The organism is Aquimarina penaris, from assembly GCF_040786285.1.
Classification (GTDB): domain Bacteria; phylum Bacteroidota; class Bacteroidia; order Flavobacteriales; family Flavobacteriaceae; genus Aquimarina.
The window spans coordinates 65,566-85,593 of the sequence record NZ_JBFMKQ010000004.1; the positions used below are offsets into that span (position 1 = coordinate 65,566).

The window sequence follows — 20,028 nt, forward strand, 5'->3', positions numbered from 1 at the left end:
GAAGTTATTTTCCTTTTTTCAAAATTAAAAATTCATCATCCATCACATTACCCGTTAAAATTAAATCTCCGAACGCGGTTGCAGAACTAGAACCAGACATCATTTCACCATCGTTAACATAAATTTTCTCAACCGAGTACTCATTTTTTTCACGATAGGTTACTTTAATTACTTCTGAAGGTGCGGTGTTTTCTTTTCCTTGCGCATATGCTTTAAATCGTAATAAATTTGGATGTGCGCCACTCCAAAGATGGCCTTCGTTATCAATTTCGATATTATCTACTCCTGTACCACAAGGGATGTCCTCTATAAAATCTAGTAATCCGTCTTTGTTTCTAGAGTATACTTTAATTTCAAACCCTCGAGGCGATGCAACGTAAAGCAGGTTACGTTTAGGGTCAAAATTGATTCCGTTAGCATAGGCAATTCCATCAGCAACTTCAATAAATTTTTCACCATCAAAATACACAACATTAGATACCGAGAGTCCTCCATATTCTTCAAAAAATTTCCCTATTCCTTTAGTGTATCCATGATCGTTAGTAACATAAAATCGATTTTCATCAATTAGTACAATGTCATTTGGGCTTTTTAAGGAAGGATCTGTAATGGTTCTCTTATGAATAAGGTTCCCATTATATAGAGAAAAAACTTCTATAGAATGACCTTCTAGAGTATGATTAATAGCCATTATTGTATATGTGCTATCCTTTTTTATCATTGAAATGCCATGAGGAGCAAATGGTTTTTTTAAGGAAGCGGTAAGATTTGTAATATCGAAATTACCACTTTTTAATTCCAAAATGTATAACCCTCCTTGTTCTTCTTTTTTTGGAGGGTACACCAATCTATGGGTAGATGAAACTATGGCAAAACTGTCAACATAACTAATAGTGATATCCTCAGCACCGGGAAGCGCTACTTTTTTAACAACTTTACCGTCAAATTGGTTTTCAACAGTTCTAAAAAATCCAGTAGAAACCAGAGTATGGGTAATAAAAGAAAGGACTAGAACTAAAATAATTAAGGTAATTCTTTTTGTAACTCGCATGAATGATTTTTTGGTAGATGATAAACAAGGATATAAAACTCGTATTACTTCGTAGACTAAGATACCAAATTATATAAGAATTAATAGTGCATATTCTTTTTAAACGCTAGCTTAATTTTAAGACTTCATTAACATTAATTTAACCCAAACTTACCAAAGAAAAAAGAGTATACGACGTTAAAGAAATCTAAAGACTAAAAAATTCTACCAAAATGAAAATTAATAATGTTTTTACCGTTTTAGCCTTATCTGGATTATTGTTAACTACTGCATGTAACAACAGCGAAAAGTATATTGTTACTAAAGATGAAAATGGAAAATTAATAGCGCAAAAGATACCTGCTAATGGAGTGGTAGAGGAGGTTGAGGAAAAGGTTCCAACCATAGCCGAATTTATATCAGTTGATAAAGGATTTTCTACATTTACTAATGCGCTTAAAGCTACAGAACTATACCATACTTTAGACGAAGAAGGTATCTACACTATATTTGCTCCTATTAATTCTGCTTTTGAGAGTTTACCAAAAGGATTACAAGAAAAACAGTTAAAGCCAGAAGATAAAGAACAGCTTATTGATATTTTAAAATATCACATCATTCCTAGTAAAATTACAAAACAAGATATTATTGTGGCCATTAATGACGGAAGAGGAAGTATACCTTTAAGAACTTTAGGAGGAAACCTACTTACAGCTTCTTTAAAAGGCGGTAGCATATTTTTGATTGATGAAATGGGCAATGGAGGTCGATTAATTACTACAGATGTCGAGGCCTCTAATGGATTTATTAACACCATTGATAATGTAATGATGCCGAAGAAGTGAGAAGAAGTTACATATATACTCAAGTCGAAAGCCTTAATAGTTTTCGACTTTTTTCAATTTGGAGAAGTTATTTTTGTGCATATTAAGCAGCCCAAAATCAAATGGTGTCCATAAACAAGCTTTTATATCACTTTCTTTGAGAGCGGTATTTACCCATGTATTACAGGTATTAAAACCTGTATAGTTTCCTATAGCTTCATAAAAATCATCGTTTTTGTAATACCCTAAGCCAGGGAGTAATATTTTTTTACCATCATTATCTAATCTAAATGTATTATCGATATATGTATTAATATTATCGAGCTGAACTTTGCTAATCTTTACTTCTACCCAGTCCTTCTGAATCTTTTCATATCTTGTTACGTGAAGTAAAGTTGAGCTATTAACACATAATGCTCGAAATCCATTAATAAATGTTAGGTCTGCCCATGTAAGGGTTTCTACATAGAAGTTTTTGTCACCCCATCCAAACGAGAAAAACCGGGCTTCATTATTATATATTTGTCCATCCAGTATGGTAGTTTTTAAATCATTTTTATGAGTAATAATTTCTAGATGAACACCATTAGAACTTAAGTAAATACTATGTTTTTTCTCTGCATAATCGTTATTTTTATTTACAGGGATGTATGTTAGAATCAAAGATATAATGAGGTATACAACTGGGATCGCCAAAATGATTGCTGTATATTTTAGTATTTTCTTTGTTTTCCTCATAACCTGGTTTGATACTACTATGCTAAATGTAACAAAAAGTATTTGTTTTTACTGATTATTCAGACCTGTGAGGTTTAAAATATAAAAGCTGTACTACAATTATATAGTACAGCTTTTGTTTATTTATATTATCCATATTCATAGATGATCAACCAATCATACATGCTATAGTATGATCATTTATTTTAATACCCACCCCAAAGTGATGTCACCTATGGGGGTTATTTCACTTTGGATATCGCTAAATGCATATGCTATTCCTATATCAAAAGCTAGATTAAAACGTTTCCAAAATGTACGCTGAAGCCCATATACAGGGCCAACATGAGCGTAGTAAGCGTCGTCAGGAGGGGTATCGCCGATAATTGGATCGGTATGAATATACTTAGCTAATATTCCCACAAAATTAGCAGAATTGTTCAACGTGTTTTTCCCTTTTCTTGTACGCCTTTTAAAGTTATAATAATATCGGTAGTATGCATCTGCGTTTAGATAAAGTCCCCATCTTGTTTTACCTGTTAATCCATTTTCTATAGCCCAAAGTTCTGTTCCCAATTGTAAAGCCAGGCTAGTGTTTTTGGTTAACCTCATTTCGTACTCTATACTAGGAGTAATCAAAAGATTGAATTTGAATTGATGATTTTCTACACCAGAAATACTGTCTTGAGCGTAGTTGAAAATTGAACTTAGTAAAAACGTAATTAAAATCACTTTTTTAATCATATCATTTATTTGTTTAGTGTTCATATAAAACACCATTACGAGGTGTTTATTTTATCTAAATACTATTAATACTATTTTATATGTCGATGGCGCATTAAACTTTTTAAAAGAAAAAGACCCCACAGGTTTATCAAGCCTGTGAGGTCAAGGTGCTTATTTTACTTGTACTCGTATTCCTTCAGAATGACTAGAAAACTCAGGAGCATACATACTTTGTATGGTAGTTATCCCATTAGAGAAATCTCCTTTATTATTAACACGAAGATCATATTCAAAAACATAAACTCCTTTTGGTAAATAGTCAAAGAAAAAGTTTGTCGACGCATCTTTAGTACTTTCATAATACCCTAAACCATCTTGCCATTTGTATTGTGATAATACATTAATTGGTTCTGGTCCAGCAGCACGCATATCTTTCATATGTACAAACTCCATAGCACGATCGGATCTTAATTCGATATGTACTCTTACCAAGTCACCAAGTTGTACATCGGTTTTTTCTGTAATTTCTTTGATTTCTTCACCAGTATCAGTGTTCTTTTTTTAGGAATAATTTTTTCTTAAGCGATAAGGGTGTAATCTTATCTTTTCTATAAGCCTATCTGTATTGGTAACGAGTGAAACGCTATCATCAGCTTATGGTACTTTCTAATTTAAAAATTATTCTTCTTTACCAGATATACTAAACATTCTGCTATTGCCAGATTTGGTATCCAACAGAGCCATGCCACAGTTCTGTAAGCATCCAGAAATTCTGTACCCCAAATTTGCAGACCAGCTAACCACAGGCGTAGTGTAATAGCGGCAAATGTCAGCGAATAACACCTAATCATCCAGAACCGATGTTTTAGGATTTTCTTCTTTCTAATATTGGTATAGCCAAAATATCCACTAAGAATCCAAAATATGGCTAGTGTTGCAAATCCAACTTTTGAGATAGGACCTCCATAAGCTAGTGTCGACATATACAAGCCACTAATTCCGCCAAATAAAACACCAAATAGATAAATTCGACCAAGCCACCTATGTACATTTATGTATTTATGTGTGACTGTTTTTGGTAAGAATAAAAAAGGGCCAATAACAACAGCTATCATCGCACAAGCAACATGTGTTATAATCCCTGTTGTATGGGCAATATAAATCAACTTCTGTTGTGGAAAATAGAACTCTGAATTTAAGGCTAGATAAGGACTAGCTATAAGGAACATTAGTATGGCCAGGAATGTCATTACACCCCAGCTTACTTTTTTTATTACATTTTTAATTGTGTTTATCGCTATCATTTTTTTGAATGGTCTTGATGGTGATTAATCAATTTTCTAAAGTAAATGCCCTCCGATTTTTCGAGTGATCATGTCTAATTGATCAACACTTTCCTTTAACATGGTGATGATGGATTTAAAACAAGTTGAATCCTTTTCATAGCTATCTATTATACTTATAAGCCCAAGAATGTTAACCACAGGTTTTCGAACCTCATGACTATTTATAAACCGGATTTTGTCAATAATTGCCTGTTTATTCTTTGCCTCTTTTTGCAATTCACAAATTCGGCTTATCAATGTCTTGTATTCGATCGAATCCTTAAATGCACTCATATCATAATTTGGTTGATGACCAACAGATGTATGTTAGTCTTATTAAAAGTCAGATAGAACATTACTGTGAAAGAGGGTGGATTGCTACTATCAACAGGGGGCACAACTAATTAGTAGTATTATTGATAGCAGCTTTTCCACAATTTTATTCACCTATGCTTTGATTAAAATTTCTTGATTAAACCAAGTTGACCATAGAATGGCATCTGCGCATTCTCATCCTTCTTTTCAGCATTGGTCATCCCCAATCGCATAGAAATATCAAAACTTTTACCGAGCGTTTTACTGGCTTGGATACCATAGAAATAATGACCTCCTGTGGGAATATACCATCCATCAGTTACTTCAGAGTATATATCCCTCATGGTATCTGAGTGCTTCAAATTTGAAATAATTGATTTATCATAACCTATTTCAGCGGCAATATGCCAGCTCGTTTTGTAATAACCTGCTACAGTAGAAAATTCTGACCCGAAACTTGTGATCCTTACAAGACTGTTTTCAAACCTCCTGAAATTACCGAGAACTTTTGCAGTCAGTGAGAAACCGTTCCTTTCTATTACTTCAATTTGAGCACCATACCTTATCTTGAAATCATCTGTCAGCTTTTTTCCCATAGGTGAGGAATAGTCCATACCAAGCAAAATGGGTCTAAAGACTTTTATCAACCGACCATAGCCTAGCTGTGCAGTGGTGCCAAAGTCGTATCCAAAATTGAAATATGCCAGGTTTTTCTGATCTTTGTCAATCGATCTCCAGTTCAATGTTTGAGCCTGTCCTTCACCAGTACTGGCCACGACTATTATTATGAGTATGAATATTTTTTTCATTTTCTTAAGTTTTATGAATTGAGCCGTGCGCTATCATGTTCAGCGTCTTTCTCGTTCATGTTTATTTATTAAAATTATTGGTTTGTTTTACTCAGGTAGTTCAACACTAGAGGCTCTACATTGTTCCATTTGAAATAGATCATTTCATGGCCAGTACCAGCTACTTCTGCAATTTCAGAATTAGGAAAAAAGGCGGCTTCTCTCTTTGCGAAATCCAATCCGTATGAATTGTTTAATTCACCATATAAAAATAGAACAGGAGTAGTGTACTGGTTTAAGTTGTTAGTGAAATCATAACCTTCGTTAGCGGCAATGTCTGCGAGACTATATAGTGCCACTGCACCATATCTCCATAATGGAGAGTAGCCTTCTATACCTTCGTCATTTCCTCTGGCATAGCTAAATGGTGAAGAAAGAATGAATTTATAATCCAGTACTTCATGTTTATCACTGGTTAAAAACTGGTCGTAATACAATACGTCATTGGTAGCTTCTGAGAACAAGGAGAATCTGCGACTTGATTCAGCGTAAGCTTCCAGATCATCTGATGTAAAGCCGCCACCCTCAGCAAAGATAGCCCCATCAATATGCTCAGGATATTTGTTGATGTAGCCTGCTGCTAATATAGCCCCCCAGGAGTGTCCAAATAAAAATACCTTCTGATCTGCCGATGTGCGATAATACTCAATTACTCCAGAGAGATCATCAAGTAGTAAATCCATATCATAACTACCTCTGTCATGTCTTTGGGATAATCCGGATCCTCGCTGATCGAAGAATACCACATAAAACCCCTCAGTTTCCAATTGACTTACGTTAAGACCATTGCGGTAATCTGCACCGGGACCTCCGTGTAGAAAGACAACCATCGTATTATTTGGGTCTCCAAAAGTTTCTGAGTGTAGTTGGGTACCATTGACAGAAATAGAAGACAAAGAAGGGTCTTGATCTACTGTAAGCGGAACGAGCAAGCCTGGTTCTTCAAATTCATGTGTTTCGCATGAACTAGCCATGATACTGTAAATGGCCAAAGCAATAAGTGATAAGAATTGATTTTTCATGTTTGTTTTTTTTGATTAAAAATTATGGTGCAAACATGGGACAATACTCGATGCCAATCGCTCCGCCTTGCAAGGTGGCACCATTTAGTGGTACACCCTTACAAAGTGGGACTTATTCAATTTTAGCTAGTTCTTTTTGATAGAAGCGAAATATTCAGAAGGTGTTTGCCCTAGAGCCTTTTTAAAATAACGGTTAAATGCAGATTTAGAGTTAAAACCGCAATCATAGGCTAAGGACAGCAAAGTGAGGTGATGATTTTTTGGATTACTTATTAGCAGTTTAAACTCCTGTAGACGATAGTTATTTACAAAATCATAAAAATTTCTTCCTTCTTTTTCATTAATTACCTGTGATAGATGATTGGGGTGAACATTAAGCCTTGAAGCCAAATCGCCAATAGAAATTTCTGTATTTTTAAATAGTGATTCCTCCTGCATTAGCTTAGTCAGATTCTTGTATAATTCGGATGCAGCGTCTTCTTTAAGGCTTGATTTAGCATATTTCTCCCTTTGCTCTGTTTTCTGCTCAACTGTTCCTTTAGTATCAAAAACACGCACTTGTTTAATGCCGAAAAATGCAATGAGAAAAATAAATAGGGTAACCCCACCAAAAGTGAATACATTACCCTCTTCGAAAATGACGATTAACCAAATCACTCCCATACCTGCCGTTAGGAATTGTAGCCAACGTAAGTCTATTTTTTCAACGTCTGAGAATTTGTCTAAAATATTATTTCTATACTTTCTTAACAATAAAAGCGACCAGATGACATAAGTTACACCAGACATCATTGTTGCATAGTTTAACACAATCATGAAAATTTTATAACCAGCTCCATTATTTTTAAACACCCAAATCTTCTGGTCAGGAGAGAGTATGAAAAATTGTATTAAGTATATATACATGAAAATTGCTGGTAAAAAATGAAGCCATAACATCAATTTTCTTTTGGGAAGCAGATTGGTGAGTGAGGCTACATAGAGATAGAGAAAAACACTTTGTAGCAGGGGTAATGGAAATGCGACACCCAATAAAAAAGGGTATTCAAAAATCAGGTTGGTGTATTCCAGATAAAATAAAATGAGATGGACAATAATCAAAAACATCCACAAAGTCAAAATCTGATCAGATTCAGTTTTCTGTTTTTTACTGAAAAGTAAAAATTCGATAAGTATGGCGATTGCGATCCCTGCGATAAAAACCATTTTTCATTCTTTGCTAGTAAATATATGACCTATAACGTTAAGTATAACAAACGTAGCCGCCGATAAGTGGCTATAATTTATTATATAGTGACTTACTTTACGCTAACTCTAACTCCTTCAGAGTGACTGGAGAATTCTGGAGCATACATACTTTGTATGGTGGTTATCCCATTAGAGAAATCTCCTTTATTATTAACACGAAGATCATATTCAAAAACATAAACTCCTTTTGGTAAATAGTCAAAGAAAAAGTTTGTCGACGCATCTTTAGTACTTTCATAATACCCTAAACCATCTTGCCATTTATATTGTGATAATACATTAATTGGTTCTAGTCCAGCAGCACGCATATCTTTCATATGTACAAACTCCATAGCACGATCGGATCTTAATTCTATACGTACTCTCACCAGGTCACCAAGTTGTACATCGGTTTTTTCTGTGATTTCTGTGATTTCTTCACCAGTATCTGTATTCTTTTTTACAAATAACTTTTTCTTCAATTTTAGCGGTGTTTCGGCAGAAGTGATTTTATCTAAATCTTCAAAATATTGCCAGTATAATGCACCCCAGGCGATACCTTTTCCTTTTTTGGTGATTTTGGCAGTCGCCATATCGGGTTTTACTTCGTTACCATTCCAGGAAGTTTTAAAATATCCTGTTCCGGCTTCAACTTTTACATCTTCCATTGTAGATGGATCAATCTTTTGATCACCCAATACGATTTCGACCATATCGGTTACAGATAACCAGTCACTTCCTTGCAATAATAATGCATATACCGCATCTGATGTTGCTTTGGTGGTTTTCCAGCGGTTTGTTTGTTTGTTTTTTAGTAACCAGATTTTAAGATTATCTACAATTTCGGTTCGTTTTGGTTCTTGCTCAATTTCAGAAAAGACTTCAATCATTAAAGATTGTGTTTCAATGGGTGCTTGGTACCAAAACCAACTGGCCGTATTTGATTTCCAATACATACCTAATTCTTCGCTGGTAACGCTTTTTTCATCTAAGGATCTGATAATTTTGGTTGCGGTTGTACTATCATCATTTCTATGTGAAATTAATGCAAGTAATCCTTGAGCATATAAACTTTGATCTAACCAGTATTTTTTAGATTGCCCTAAATAATAACTCCATGCTTCATTGGTGTTTTTTGGTCTTTTGATATCATCAAAGAAACTGCGCATATAGAGGTAATGTATCTGAGTGTAACTCAAATGATTTTTGTTTAAATCTATCTTATTTCTCTTGCAATATTTTTTTAATTCGTCGTACTCTCGCACAAACTCTTTATCCAGGAAACGAACGGCATTTTGTAACATGCTTGATGTATTGTTGTCAAATTTGGTCACGCCCAATTTTTTTAGATGACCAAAACCTGTGGTAATGTGCTGTGTAATGTATCGGTTTTCACGACCTCCTTTAAACCAAGGGAATCCACCAGAGCCATATTGCATTTGCCTTAATTTGTTTAGAGCAGATTGTAACTCATTATTCATTTTATTAAGGTCAAAAAGTAAGGCAATTCTCTTTTTTTGTTCCGTTTCACTTTGTGCATCTCTAAGCCAGGGTGTTTCCTGAATGATTAGTGATTTTAATTCTTGATTTTTTTCCAGATTACTAAGCAAAGCATCGGTTGATTTCCATTGATTGAAAACCTCTTGAATCCTTGGGTTAGAATTTGCGATATGACTAGCCAATGCATTTGCATAATACCTTGAGAAGGTCTGTTCAGAACATTCATAAGGATACTCCATAAGATAGGGTAGTGCTTGTACGGCATACCAGGCAGGATTGGAGGTCATCTCTAGCGTTAGCTTATGGTGTTTTAAGGAGTTAGAATTAGTATTCTTTAACTTATCTAGCGTAAACGTTTTGGTTTGATCAGAACGAATCCACATAGGTAGCGTTTCGGTGACTAACATTCGGTTGCTAAGTACCGGAAGCACATTTTGTTCGCCATCAGAAAATTCTCCCGCTTTTGCAACAATTTTGTATTGTACGGTTTGTACATTATCGGGTATTTGCAATTCCCAGGACACATTTGTATTTCCTTTGGCCTTTATTTCAAAATTCTGACGAGCATTATTGTTTTGTAGCTCGGTATCAATTTTTGAATTGGAGAGCGCATCAAATAACTGAAGTTCTACAATCCCACTAAGGTCTTTGGTCGCAAGATTTGATAGTTTAGAGCTTATCACTATTTTATCCCCTTGTCTCAAGAATCTTGGCGGATTAGGTAGCACCATCAGTTCTTTTTGAGTTACCGCCTCAAGCGTTTTTGTGCCAGAGTGCAACTCTTTAGTATGTGCCAACAGTTGCAGTTTCCATCTTGTAAGTGCTTCGGGTGCGGTAAAATTAAAACTTACATTACCTTCGGCATCTGTACTTAATTTTGGAAAGAAAAAAGCAGTTTCCTGAAGGTTCTTCCGAATTTTTACACCTTCTAGTGAGGTTTCTTTTTGAGTATCTATTGACTTATCTTCTTCACGTCCATTTTGTTCAGTAAACCCATCAGAAATTTCATCATCTTCTAACTCTGATTTAGCTTCTTCCATTTCAACTTGATCTTTAGCCATTGAACTTTGCATCATAGGGGCAGCCATCTCTGCAGATTTCATCAGTCGGTTTCTTCCGCCAAAGAATTGCTGTCCAAAATACAAGTCAAACCAATTGAGCTGATCGTACCCTTGATGATCATAATAGTGACTTACACTACTGTGATTATTTAATTTAAAAACGTGTATGCCAAAACTTTGAGTAGCTTGTCTTCTGCTTTGAGTATAGTATGATGGACGAGAAATAGGGTTAAAATACCATTGATGATCTTTAAATTGATCCAAAGAAGCATCATACATGCTGGCAAGTACTTCTGCTGTTGCTTTATCTCCTTTTGGTCCTTTTATTGTAAAGCTCCAGGTTTCTTCCTGTCCCGGTGATAGTTTGTCTCTAAAAGTTTTAGTCTCTATGCTAAGTTCTGTTGGTTCATAAGGTACTGGGATCAGCAAAGTACCATTTTGATATCCATTATAGTTTACAAAACTATAACTTACCGAAAATCCCCCAAGATCCTCTTTTTGAACAGGAATTTTAATGGTTTTATTATTCTTAGAAAGTTTGATCAATCGGGTTTCTATGATCTTATGATTCTTTTCTATGTCTAAAGTAATCGTAATATCCTCTGAAGCAGAACTAAGCTTTATTATAGCTTCATCACCAATTTGGTAATCTGTTTTATTAGTGGTGATTTCGAATAGTTGTTGATCGCTAATGAGAGTGTCACTTTGACTGTATAGCGTAATATATTCTATATCTTTTACTGCTTGTCCAAATCGATCTTTGGTGTTAAGTTCTATAATATATTTGCCTGATTCCCATTTTTTAATAGCACCTAGAGCTAACTTTTGAGTTCCTTTTTCATTTTTGTTTGATGCTTTTGTATCATAAGTAGTATTGAATACTAATTTTCCTTTTTCCCATGATCGATAGTCATGCTCATTCTCGAAGGCATCGTGCGGAAATAATTTTTTAAATTCTTCTTCTTTGAATCCTTCATAATCAGGAGCTTTCCAAGGGCGAAGACGTATAGGTTTTGAAGGCGCTTTTAATTTAAAAATTTTGATTGACCCTGTATTGGCAATCGCTTCGTTATTAAGATTTAGAGTGGTTATAGTAAGCGAATGGTCTTTTTGAGTTTTGTTAATCTTATTACTAATAGTAAGATCTGCTATCATTGCGTGATACCCTACATTAACAATCGTAGTTGTGCTTCGGGTTTCGCCGTTGATATCGGTAACATCTGCGCTAACCTCATAGTTAAAAATTGGCTGATTGTCTTTAGATACATTAAGATCGGGTAGTGCAGTAAAGTCTATTTTGTACTCTCCTTTGTCATCGGTTTTGGTTTCGCCATGAGTAATCTCTTGGGATTCTGATGTAAAATGTGGATACCAATAACACCATTTTGGGTATTGAACCTTGCGATGTACACGATAAACCACTTTAGCATCAGTAATAGTACTTCCTGCATACGCAGTGGCTGTCCCGGTAAGTTTTATGATATCATTAATTTTATACGTTTCGGTTACTGGGTTAAATTTGGTCTCAAACTTGGGGCGTTTATATTCTTCTACAGAGAAAGATATGCTTTGGAAATTAAAAGTATGTATAGTATAAATACCCGTTAAACCGGCAGAAGGAAGTATAAACTCACCGCTAAACGATCCATAATCATTGGTTTTAAAATTTAAAGTTTTTACCTCTTGTCCGTTCACATCTTTTAATGTAGCAAAAGTAGAGTGATTGGGTAGCACTTTAAAATCTTCATTACCTGTAGAAGACATCATAATGCCTTTAAAATAAACGGTTTGCCCGGGTCTATAAATACTTCGGTCTGTAAAAAGGAAGGTATTGTAGTGGTTTTGATTAGTATTTGGATTAGGGGTATAAGATGCGTTGAGATAATATCCATCAAAATGTGCTACATCTTTTTCATGAGTCACCGTAATAGTAACATCGTAGTAGGAGGTGTTAAGCGTTAAATATCCTTGGCCTTTTTGATCTGTTATTAAGGTTTTATCTAGTTTTTTCCCATATCCTCTATTGTTATTTGTTTTCAAATGTATTTTGGCATTAGCAATAGGGGCACCATTGTTTCTGTCTACCACCTGAAAAATAGATGAAGAAGGAGTTCTGTTTTCGATGAGTGTTAGGTTGCTTATTTGTACATCCCCATAAGAGAATGCAGATTCTTCCGAAAGCTCTTTAGAATAGGTTGCCATGACCAAATACGAACCTTGTTCTAGTTCTGGTAATAGTACTTCGGTGGTATGGGTTTGATAATCATGTTCATCGCAAATTTCGGCCTCCCAAGTTTTACTTGTTTTTAGAGCGTTTAAAAATTTTATTTGATCTTCTGTCTGATATAACTTTTTTAAGCTGTTTAACTGCTTACGATTAACTTTTAAAGCTTTAAAATATAGTTTGTTTATGTTTTTATATGAAATAAGTAGCCGTCCCGGTTTTTGTATTGGGACATATTTTTCGGTTTTAATATTGAGTTCCTTATGTAGTATTTGTTCCTTTAGTGTTAAGCATTTGTTAGCACCTCTAGACTTGGGGAATTTTTTAATAGTAGCATTACATATTTCTAATGCGTCTTTTAATTTCCACCGCTGTGTTTCGTTTTCTTTGGGTATATATGACGAGGCTTGCTCATGATATAGATTTGCGATTTCAAAATCATATAATGCAGAGGCTTTGTTGGTAGCAAATTTTTCCTTTTCAGAAAGTAATGTTTTTAACAGTAGAGCCTGTTTGTCGTTAAATGTAGCATTCTCATAAACAAATTTTATGCGCTCAATATTTACTTCGATTAAGGCATCGGGTTGCTTATCTCTGGCATGAAATTTTAATAAATTTTGATATAGTTGTAAAGCATTAAACTGTAGTGATAATGAATCTTTGGTTTCTATTTTTAAAGATGAAAAAATGGTATGTTCTTTTAAATATTGATCATCATCTATCGTAAAGGCATAAGAAGGCTTGGAGATGTTGGTTTCTGAAGTTTTGTAGAACTCTAAAGCATTATGAATTAAAAAGTCATAAAGTGTAGGTCGATATTTTTTGGAATCTTCTGCGGTAGTCAAAATTTCATCGAACTTACTTAGATCAGTTTGTTGTGCTAAAACTCCATTTTGAAGTGATTTTTGATAATACTGATGTATTTCGATAAATAATGTTTCTAGATCCCAAGTTCTAAAATCTTCCTGGTCCACTTTTTCTGAAGTTTGGGTCCTATTATAAAATTTCCACCTATTTTGTTGAAAATACTGCCAATATAGGTTGGCAAGAATACTTTCTAAAATGTTCTTTTTAGGAAATTTGCTTTGATCAACTTCGGTTTTAAAATCTTTTATGATCGTAAGTTGTGCGTTTTCCTCAAGAGTAAGCATATATTTTGCCTTATGTAATAAGGTTTTTATGACTTGATTGTCATTATTCTCTCCTTTAGCTTTACTATATATGATATTAACTACCTCTAGAGCAGATTTTGGTAATCCCTGTTGGTCAAAAGCTTCAACTTTTTTCCAATCGGCCTGATACTCATTTTGACCTTTCATAATATATGAGTTTGATAAACAGATTATAATAAGGATGATATACTTCTTCATCATAAAGATTTTAAAACGTTAAATAAATATAAACAAGTCTTATACCAAATTCTTAGGTTAGGTTTATAATTTGTAAATAACAATATAAAGCTACGCAATACATATGATAAATGAGTGAAATAGGAGTTTTGTTTAGTCTGTTTAGTAAATCACTGAGTTTGTGAATCACATAGTCTTAAAAAACTTAAGCTGCTAGTTGCTTTTTAATGAACATTTTGAGTTTCTTCTCCATAGGGAGAAGGTTAGAGCCTGTGCTGAACTTGTTTCAGTAATGAGGGGATTTTTACATCAAGAACCCTCACCTTAGTCCTCTCCAAGAGGGAGAGGAAACAAGTATTTTAATAATAAGGAATAACTAGCCACTTAAGTTATTCAGTTTTTCGTTCTCACATTCTTTCATTTTTAATTGTAGATTGTATCTTTACTTTCGATTTAAGAACGAACTATGCGAGTACATTTTATAGCAATTGGGGGTAGTGCGATGCATAACCTTGCGATTGCACTACATCAAAAAGGATATCAGGTAACTGGAAGCGATGATACGATTTTTGAACCTTCGAAATCTAGATTAGATGCATACGGACTACTACCCACGGATTTTGGTTGGTTTTCAGATAAAATTACCCAAGATCTTGATGCTATTATTTTAGGAATGCATGCTAAAGAGGATAATCAAGAACTCCTAAAAGCCCAGGAATTAGGTCTAAAAATATATTCGTATCCTGAGTTTTTGTATGAACAATCTAAAAATAAAACACGTGTAGTAATAGGTGGTTCACATGGTAAAACGACAATAACCTCTATGATTTTGCATGTACTGCATTATCACGATAAAAAAGTGGATTATATGGTAGGAGCCCAGTTAGAGGGGTTTGATACTATGGTACATCTTACAGAGGAAAACGATTTTATGGTATTAGAAGGAGACGAATATCTATCTTCACCGATTGATCGTAGACCAAAATTTCATCTATATCAACCCAATATAGCGCTGGTTAGTGGCATTGCATGGGATCATATTAATGTATTCCCAACGTATGATAACTATGTAGATCAATTTAGGATTTTTATGAGCTCTATAATTAATGGTGGAGCATTGGTTTATAATGAAGAGGATAAGGACGTTAAAGAATTAGCAGAAGCTACAGAAAACCCTATTCGTAAATTTCCATATACAACTCCGGTGTATAGAGTAGAGGATGGGAAAACGCTACTAGACACGCCAGAAGGAGAAATGCCAATAGAAATTTTTGGAGCCCATAACTTAAGCAATCTGGCAGGCGCCAAGTGGATTTGCCAACATATGGGGGTTGATGAAGATGAATTCTACGAAGCTATCGCTTCTTTTAAAGGGGCTTCTAAACGACTAGAAAAGATTGCCGAGGCAAATACTGCTGTCGCATATAAGGACTTTGCCCATAGCCCTTCTAAAGTAAGTGCTACCACTACAGCGGTAAAAGAACAGTATAGTGATAGAAAAGTGATCGCTTGTCTCGAATTGCATACTTATAGTAGTCTTAATGCAGAGTTTTTAAAAGAATATGAAGGAGCTTTGAACGCCGCCGATGAAGCTGTTGTTTTCTACTCTCCTCATGCTGTAAAGATTAAAAAACTAGAAGAAGTTTCGACTTCTCAGATAGAAAAAGCTTTCAATCGTAATGATTTGATTATTTATACAAACCCAGAAGAATTTCAGAAATATCTAAAACAAAAGAATTTTTCTAACTCGGTGTTACTTCTAATGAGTAGTGGTAATTATGGTGGATTAAACTTTGATGAGGTAAAAGAGTGGATCGAAAACTAAAAATGTAACCTTAATGATGTTTTGAGAGATACCTAGAGAATCAGACATTAAATTGTTTAAGGTGGTGATCAAGATGTTTATACTGCATCTTTCCCCATTGCTCTGGAGTAAATGTACCAAACATAGGATGAGGAGACCATTCTTTTTTATCCTTTTGGTTAGAAAATTCGGATACAAGACCTAATAAACCTTCTTTTTCTTTCTCAAACTCTTTTTGATCTACCACTTTTAATTTAGAATGGGTGGGTAAGTTTTTCTTCCATGGTTTATCATTATACATTGCTTTTTTGAAGAACAATTTAGCCAAAAAACTAGGTTTAAGTTCTGGATGTTCTTTTTGGAGAGCAATTTTTAATGGAAACTGGCAATGAAACAACATTTGTGACACATCCATTTTTCCCCATTCTGGAATGCTGTTATTAGAAAGACTTTTAATACGATCTTCTATTTCATTTTGAGTCGTCTGTTCAAATAAAGATTTCATAACCTCAGATTTATGTAGTGAGCACTACTCAAAAATAAGATATAAAATTTAAAAAATAAAGGCTAATCCTACGATTAGCCTTTATAAATATATATTGTTATGTTTGATTAACCTACTTCATCAAAGAATAAGCTTAAGAATCCATCAAGGTCATCACTTTTATTAATGTCTTTAGGAGTTCCTAAATTGATCATTAATGGTTGATCTTTAATTGTACCCATCAAAAAATATTGAAAAGTAGTTCCCATCTTAAATTTAAATCCTTTCAATTGCCCACCAAAAGAAGTAAAAGTAACTTCAGTTTTGGCGCTATTACTTTCTGCAAATGCACTTATGGTCGCATTAAAAACTTCATTTAACATGTCACTGCTATAGTAGTCCCACTTTATAGAAGTTCCATTGCAAGCTTGTAGTTCGTATACAGACTGAGCTTCACATCCTCTAGGCACTTGTATGTTATTTCCTACTAAATCTAAAAAGGAAATTTTCTTGTCCTGCCCATAAAAGCTTAGCGTTGAAAAAAGTAAAACGATAGTAAAAATATTCTTCATAAATAGGTTAATTTGAAGTTGTTAAATTATTCATTTTAGAAATAAGGGTGGCCAAATATAGTAAAACTTTCATTTTCAAACAAATATATACAATGAATATTAAGTAATGTTTGAAAAAAAGAGCATAGGTTTTATAGATTAAAAGCATAATAATTCGTTGTAATTGAGATAAATAGTTTATACTTACAGATAGAAATATTCATATTTTTTTAATTGTAAAATGATTATATGAGTGAACTAAATTCCTCATTCTCGATCAAAAAATGGAGCGAAAATGATCGTCCAAGAGAGAGATTAATCGCTAAAGGGAAAAATACCTTAACAGATGCCGAATTAATAGCAATACTTATTGGTTCTGGAAATCGAAATGAAAGCGCTGTGGCATTAAGTAAACGTATACTTGCCAGTGTGGATCATAATATCAATGCATTAAGTAAACTATCTATAAAACAGTTGATGAACTTTAAAGGTATAGGCGAAGCTAAGGCTATTGCTATTGTTGCTGGTTTAGAGTTGGGTAGGAGAAGAAGAGAAGAAGAAGTTTCGAAGATACCAAAAATTACCTGTAGTAGAGATGCGTTCAATATTTTTCAACCTATAATAGGAGACCTTGATCACGAAGAGTTTTGGGTGTTGTTCTTAAATAATGCGAACAAAGTAATTCAAAAAAAACAAATTAGCCTTGGAGGCAAGACAGGTACTATAGTAGACCCTCGTATTGTTTTTAGATCGGCATTAGAATATGGTGCTACCGGAGTTATATTAGGACATAATCACCCAAGCGGAACACTCAGTCCCAGCCAATCTGACCAAAATATTACTCAAAAATTAAAACAAGCTGGTCTTAGCTTAGATATAAATGTGTTGGATCACCTTATTATTACCGAAAAGAATTATTTTAGCTTTGCAGATGAATCTATTTTATAAATTATAGTTTTCTGTAAATAAAAGTTTGGATAAAATAGTAATGGTATATCACTTGTAATCCAAAAAAAATAATTCGTAATTAGAACTATGTTACTAATTCATGTACAAAAAGTTACACCAAGAGTTTCCTATACTTTCAAACAAATTTGTAAGAGAATCTTAGGACTTGATGTAGATTTAACTTCTAAAATCGAAACGTTCATTGCTCATGATGGACCTAAATTTTCTTACGGAAAGCAACCATTGAGTAAAGAACTTTATTTTCAGAGTGTAGATTTACTTTTTGAACACGGGTTAAATGATGTAGATATCCAAGTATTTGATTGGGAAGATACAAAGTGTTTTTTTGAAGTAAAGCACGCTAACTCGGCATTACCCTATGATATTTTTGCTGCAACCTTTTATTTGTTAACACGCTATGAGGAGTATTTGCCTCATGTAAAGGATGCGATGGGGCGTTTCCCTGCCACCGAGAGTATTGCGTATTCTAGTACTTTTTTGCAGGATCCGGTTGTCGATATATGGGCATATAAATTCAAGGATGTTCTTTTAGAAAAATATCCCGACTTAAGATTTGGAGATAAAAAATTTAAACTCATACCTGTTATTTCTGTTGATCAGACCTTTGCATATAAGAATAAGGGAATTTTAAGGTCAGTGGGGGGTGGTATTCGAGATTTGTGGAAATTAAAATTTGATGAATTTACCGATAGAATAAAAGTAGGAATTGGGGTGAAGAAGGACCCTTATGATACATTTGATTTACTAATCGATTTGCAAAAACGAAAAAAAAGAAAAGCAAAGGTATTGTTTGGAGTAGGTGATTATTCTAATTATGAAAAAAATATCGGCTACAATCATCCCAAACATCAATCTACAATTAAACATATTGCAGATTATATAGATGTTGGATTAAAAGCCTCATACGATGCTGTGTGTAATTTGTCGATTTTGAAAAAAGAAAAACAACGAATAGAAAGTATTCTAAATAGAAGGTTGTTATATTCACTTTGTTCCTTCTTTAAAATTAAGTTACCTGAGGCATATAGAAATTTTATCGAATTAGAAATTCAGGAAGATTATTCTATGGGATATTCTGGGTATTCTGGTTTTAGGGCTGGAACTTGTACTCCATTTATGTTTTATGATTTGGATTATGAAGTACAAACCCCTTTGATTGTACATTCTTTTTGTTTTTCTGCCCTTGAAAATAGTGAAGTAGTACGTGATGAAGAATCTGTGAGAAAGGAAATTACGTCCTATATCGAAAAAATTAAAAAAGTTAGAGGTACTTTTATTCCTGTATTTAGCAATACTACTTTTAGTGACTTAGACAGTCAAGAATTTTGGAAACCAATACTAGAATATATCTGGAATTTAGAAGATGAATAATATAATCAAGCACATTTTTTTTGACCTGGATCATACGCTTTGGGATTTTGATAAAAACTCTTCATTGGCATTTGAGATGCTTTTTGAAAAATTCAGCGTACATCTAAATATAAATGATTTTATAAATGCGTACCAACCCATTAACATGAAGTATTGGAAGCTTTATAGGGAGGAAAAAGTAAGTAAAGAGAATCTAAGAAGAAACAGACTTATTGAGGCTTTTACTTCTTTTGGAATTGAATTTCATCTGGATATTATCGATACTATGTCTGATGATTATATTAAATTTCTGCCACTTAATAATCATCTCATAGAAGGTACAGAAGAATTGCTAGAATATCTTAATCCAAAATATGATTTGCATATCATAACCAATGGTTTTAAAGAGGTACAAAATCAAAAGTTATCTAGTTCTGGAATAAGACATTATTTTAAAACAATTACAGATAGTGAAGAAGTTGGGGTAAAAAAGCCGAACCCATTTATTTTTGAGCACGCAATAAAAGTATCTGGTGCACATACCACCAATAGCATTATGATCGGAGATAATTATGAAGCAGATATTTTGGGCGCCGAAGCTTTGGGTTTAAAAACGATATGTTTTAATTATCATAAAGAAAAACTTCCAGTACAGAACATACAAGTTTCAGAGCTGAAGCAGATAAAAAAACACCTCTAGTT

Annotated in this window: 16 protein-coding genes and 1 pseudogene; 5 read left to right on the forward strand and 12 right to left on the reverse strand. The window is 33.9% G+C overall.

The genetic code is table 11. From position 1 onward, the window contains the following. Positions 1-4 precede the first annotated feature (4 nt). Positions 5-1,051, reverse strand: coding sequence for an SMP-30/gluconolactonase/LRE family protein (locus ABW637_RS17180; RefSeq protein ID WP_367585965.1), 1,047 nt, complete (start codon positions 1,049-1,051; stop codon positions 5-7). A 212-nt stretch (positions 1,052-1,263) separates the two neighbouring features. On the opposite strand from ABW637_RS17180, the gene ABW637_RS17185 reads away from it, so the two are divergent. Beyond that, positions 1,264-1,875, forward strand: coding sequence for a fasciclin domain-containing protein (locus tag ABW637_RS17185; RefSeq protein ID WP_367585966.1), 612 nt, complete (start codon positions 1,264-1,266; stop codon positions 1,873-1,875). Positions 1,876-1,908: 33 nt separating this feature from the next. Here the strand turns inward: ABW637_RS17185 and ABW637_RS17190 are convergent, their stop codons facing one another. From ABW637_RS17190 to ABW637_RS17230, 9 genes and pseudogenes are all read right to left on the reverse strand, one after another. Beyond that, the gene (locus ABW637_RS17190; protein ID WP_367585967.1) at positions 1,909-2,592 is read right to left on the reverse strand and encodes a TIGR02117 family protein; all 684 of its coding nucleotides are present in this window, start codon (positions 2,590-2,592) and stop codon (positions 1,909-1,911) included. A 180-nt stretch (positions 2,593-2,772) separates the two neighbouring features. Further along, a complete protein-coding gene (locus tag ABW637_RS17195; protein WP_367585968.1) occupies positions 2,773-3,339 on the reverse strand; it encodes a DUF3575 domain-containing protein in 567 nt (188 codons plus the stop codon). A 129-nt stretch (positions 3,340-3,468) separates the two neighbouring features. Continuing rightward, positions 3,469-3,892: pseudogene (locus tag ABW637_RS17200) on the reverse strand (alpha-2-macroglobulin family protein); the annotation flags it as partial. A 76-nt stretch (positions 3,893-3,968) separates the two neighbouring features. Then, positions 3,969-4,601: a DUF2306 domain-containing protein gene (locus ABW637_RS17205; protein ID WP_367585969.1), complete on the reverse strand. Its 633-nt coding sequence runs from the start codon at positions 4,599-4,601 to the stop codon at positions 3,969-3,971. Positions 4,602-4,637: 36 nt separating this feature from the next. Continuing rightward, positions 4,638-4,916 carry a hypothetical protein gene (locus ABW637_RS17210; RefSeq protein ID WP_367585970.1) on the reverse strand — a complete coding sequence of 93 codons (279 nt, stop codon included), beginning with the start codon at positions 4,914-4,916 and terminating at the stop codon, positions 4,638-4,640. Between the two features lie 164 nt (positions 4,917-5,080). Then, positions 5,081-5,746, reverse strand: coding sequence for a hypothetical protein (locus ABW637_RS17215; RefSeq protein ID WP_367585971.1), 666 nt, complete (start codon positions 5,744-5,746; stop codon positions 5,081-5,083). A 74-nt stretch (positions 5,747-5,820) separates the two neighbouring features. Next, positions 5,821-6,807 (reverse strand): alpha/beta fold hydrolase, encoded by a 987-nt coding sequence (locus tag ABW637_RS17220; RefSeq protein WP_367585972.1) that lies wholly within the window; start codon positions 6,805-6,807, stop codon positions 5,821-5,823. Between the two features lie 126 nt (positions 6,808-6,933). Further along, positions 6,934-8,013 (reverse strand): helix-turn-helix domain-containing protein, encoded by a 1,080-nt coding sequence (locus ABW637_RS17225; RefSeq protein ID WP_367585973.1) that lies wholly within the window; start codon positions 8,011-8,013, stop codon positions 6,934-6,936. Positions 8,014-8,105: 92 nt separating this feature from the next. Further along, positions 8,106-14,192, reverse strand: coding sequence for an alpha-2-macroglobulin family protein (locus ABW637_RS17230; RefSeq protein WP_445012729.1), 6,087 nt, complete (start codon positions 14,190-14,192; stop codon positions 8,106-8,108). A gap of 442 nt (positions 14,193-14,634) precedes the next feature. On the opposite strand from ABW637_RS17230, the gene ABW637_RS17235 reads away from it, so the two are divergent. Next, positions 14,635-15,993 carry a UDP-N-acetylmuramate--L-alanine ligase gene (locus tag ABW637_RS17235; RefSeq protein WP_367585975.1) on the forward strand — a complete coding sequence of 453 codons (1,359 nt, stop codon included), beginning with the start codon at positions 14,635-14,637 and terminating at the stop codon, positions 15,991-15,993. Between the two features lie 40 nt (positions 15,994-16,033). Here ABW637_RS17235 and ABW637_RS17240 read toward each other — a convergent pair whose 3' ends face one another. After that, positions 16,034-16,477 carry a DUF1569 domain-containing protein gene (locus tag ABW637_RS17240; RefSeq protein WP_367585976.1) on the reverse strand — a complete coding sequence of 148 codons (444 nt, stop codon included), beginning with the start codon at positions 16,475-16,477 and terminating at the stop codon, positions 16,034-16,036. A gap of 107 nt (positions 16,478-16,584) precedes the next feature. Continuing rightward, positions 16,585-17,028 (reverse strand): hypothetical protein, encoded by a 444-nt coding sequence (locus ABW637_RS17245; protein WP_367585977.1) that lies wholly within the window; start codon positions 17,026-17,028, stop codon positions 16,585-16,587. 228 nt (positions 17,029-17,256) lie between these two features. Here ABW637_RS17245 and radC point away from each other — a divergent pair, with 228 nt between their 5' ends. The 3 genes from radC to ABW637_RS17260 all read left to right on the forward strand — a co-directional run bounded on the left by radC (position 17,257) and on the right by ABW637_RS17260 (position 20,026). After that, positions 17,257-17,955, forward strand: coding sequence for a RadC family protein (gene radC, locus ABW637_RS17250; RefSeq protein ID WP_367585978.1), 699 nt, complete (start codon positions 17,257-17,259; stop codon positions 17,953-17,955). A gap of 87 nt (positions 17,956-18,042) precedes the next feature. Beyond that, positions 18,043-19,347, forward strand: a complete 1,305-nt coding sequence (locus ABW637_RS17255; protein ID WP_367585979.1) for a polysaccharide deacetylase family protein — start codon at positions 18,043-18,045, stop codon at positions 19,345-19,347. Further along, positions 19,340-20,026: a YjjG family noncanonical pyrimidine nucleotidase gene (locus tag ABW637_RS17260; RefSeq protein WP_367585980.1), complete on the forward strand. Its 687-nt coding sequence runs from the start codon at positions 19,340-19,342 to the stop codon at positions 20,024-20,026. Before ABW637_RS17255 ends, ABW637_RS17260 begins: the two co-directional genes overlap by 8 nt. Positions 20,027-20,028: the final 2 nt, after the last annotated feature.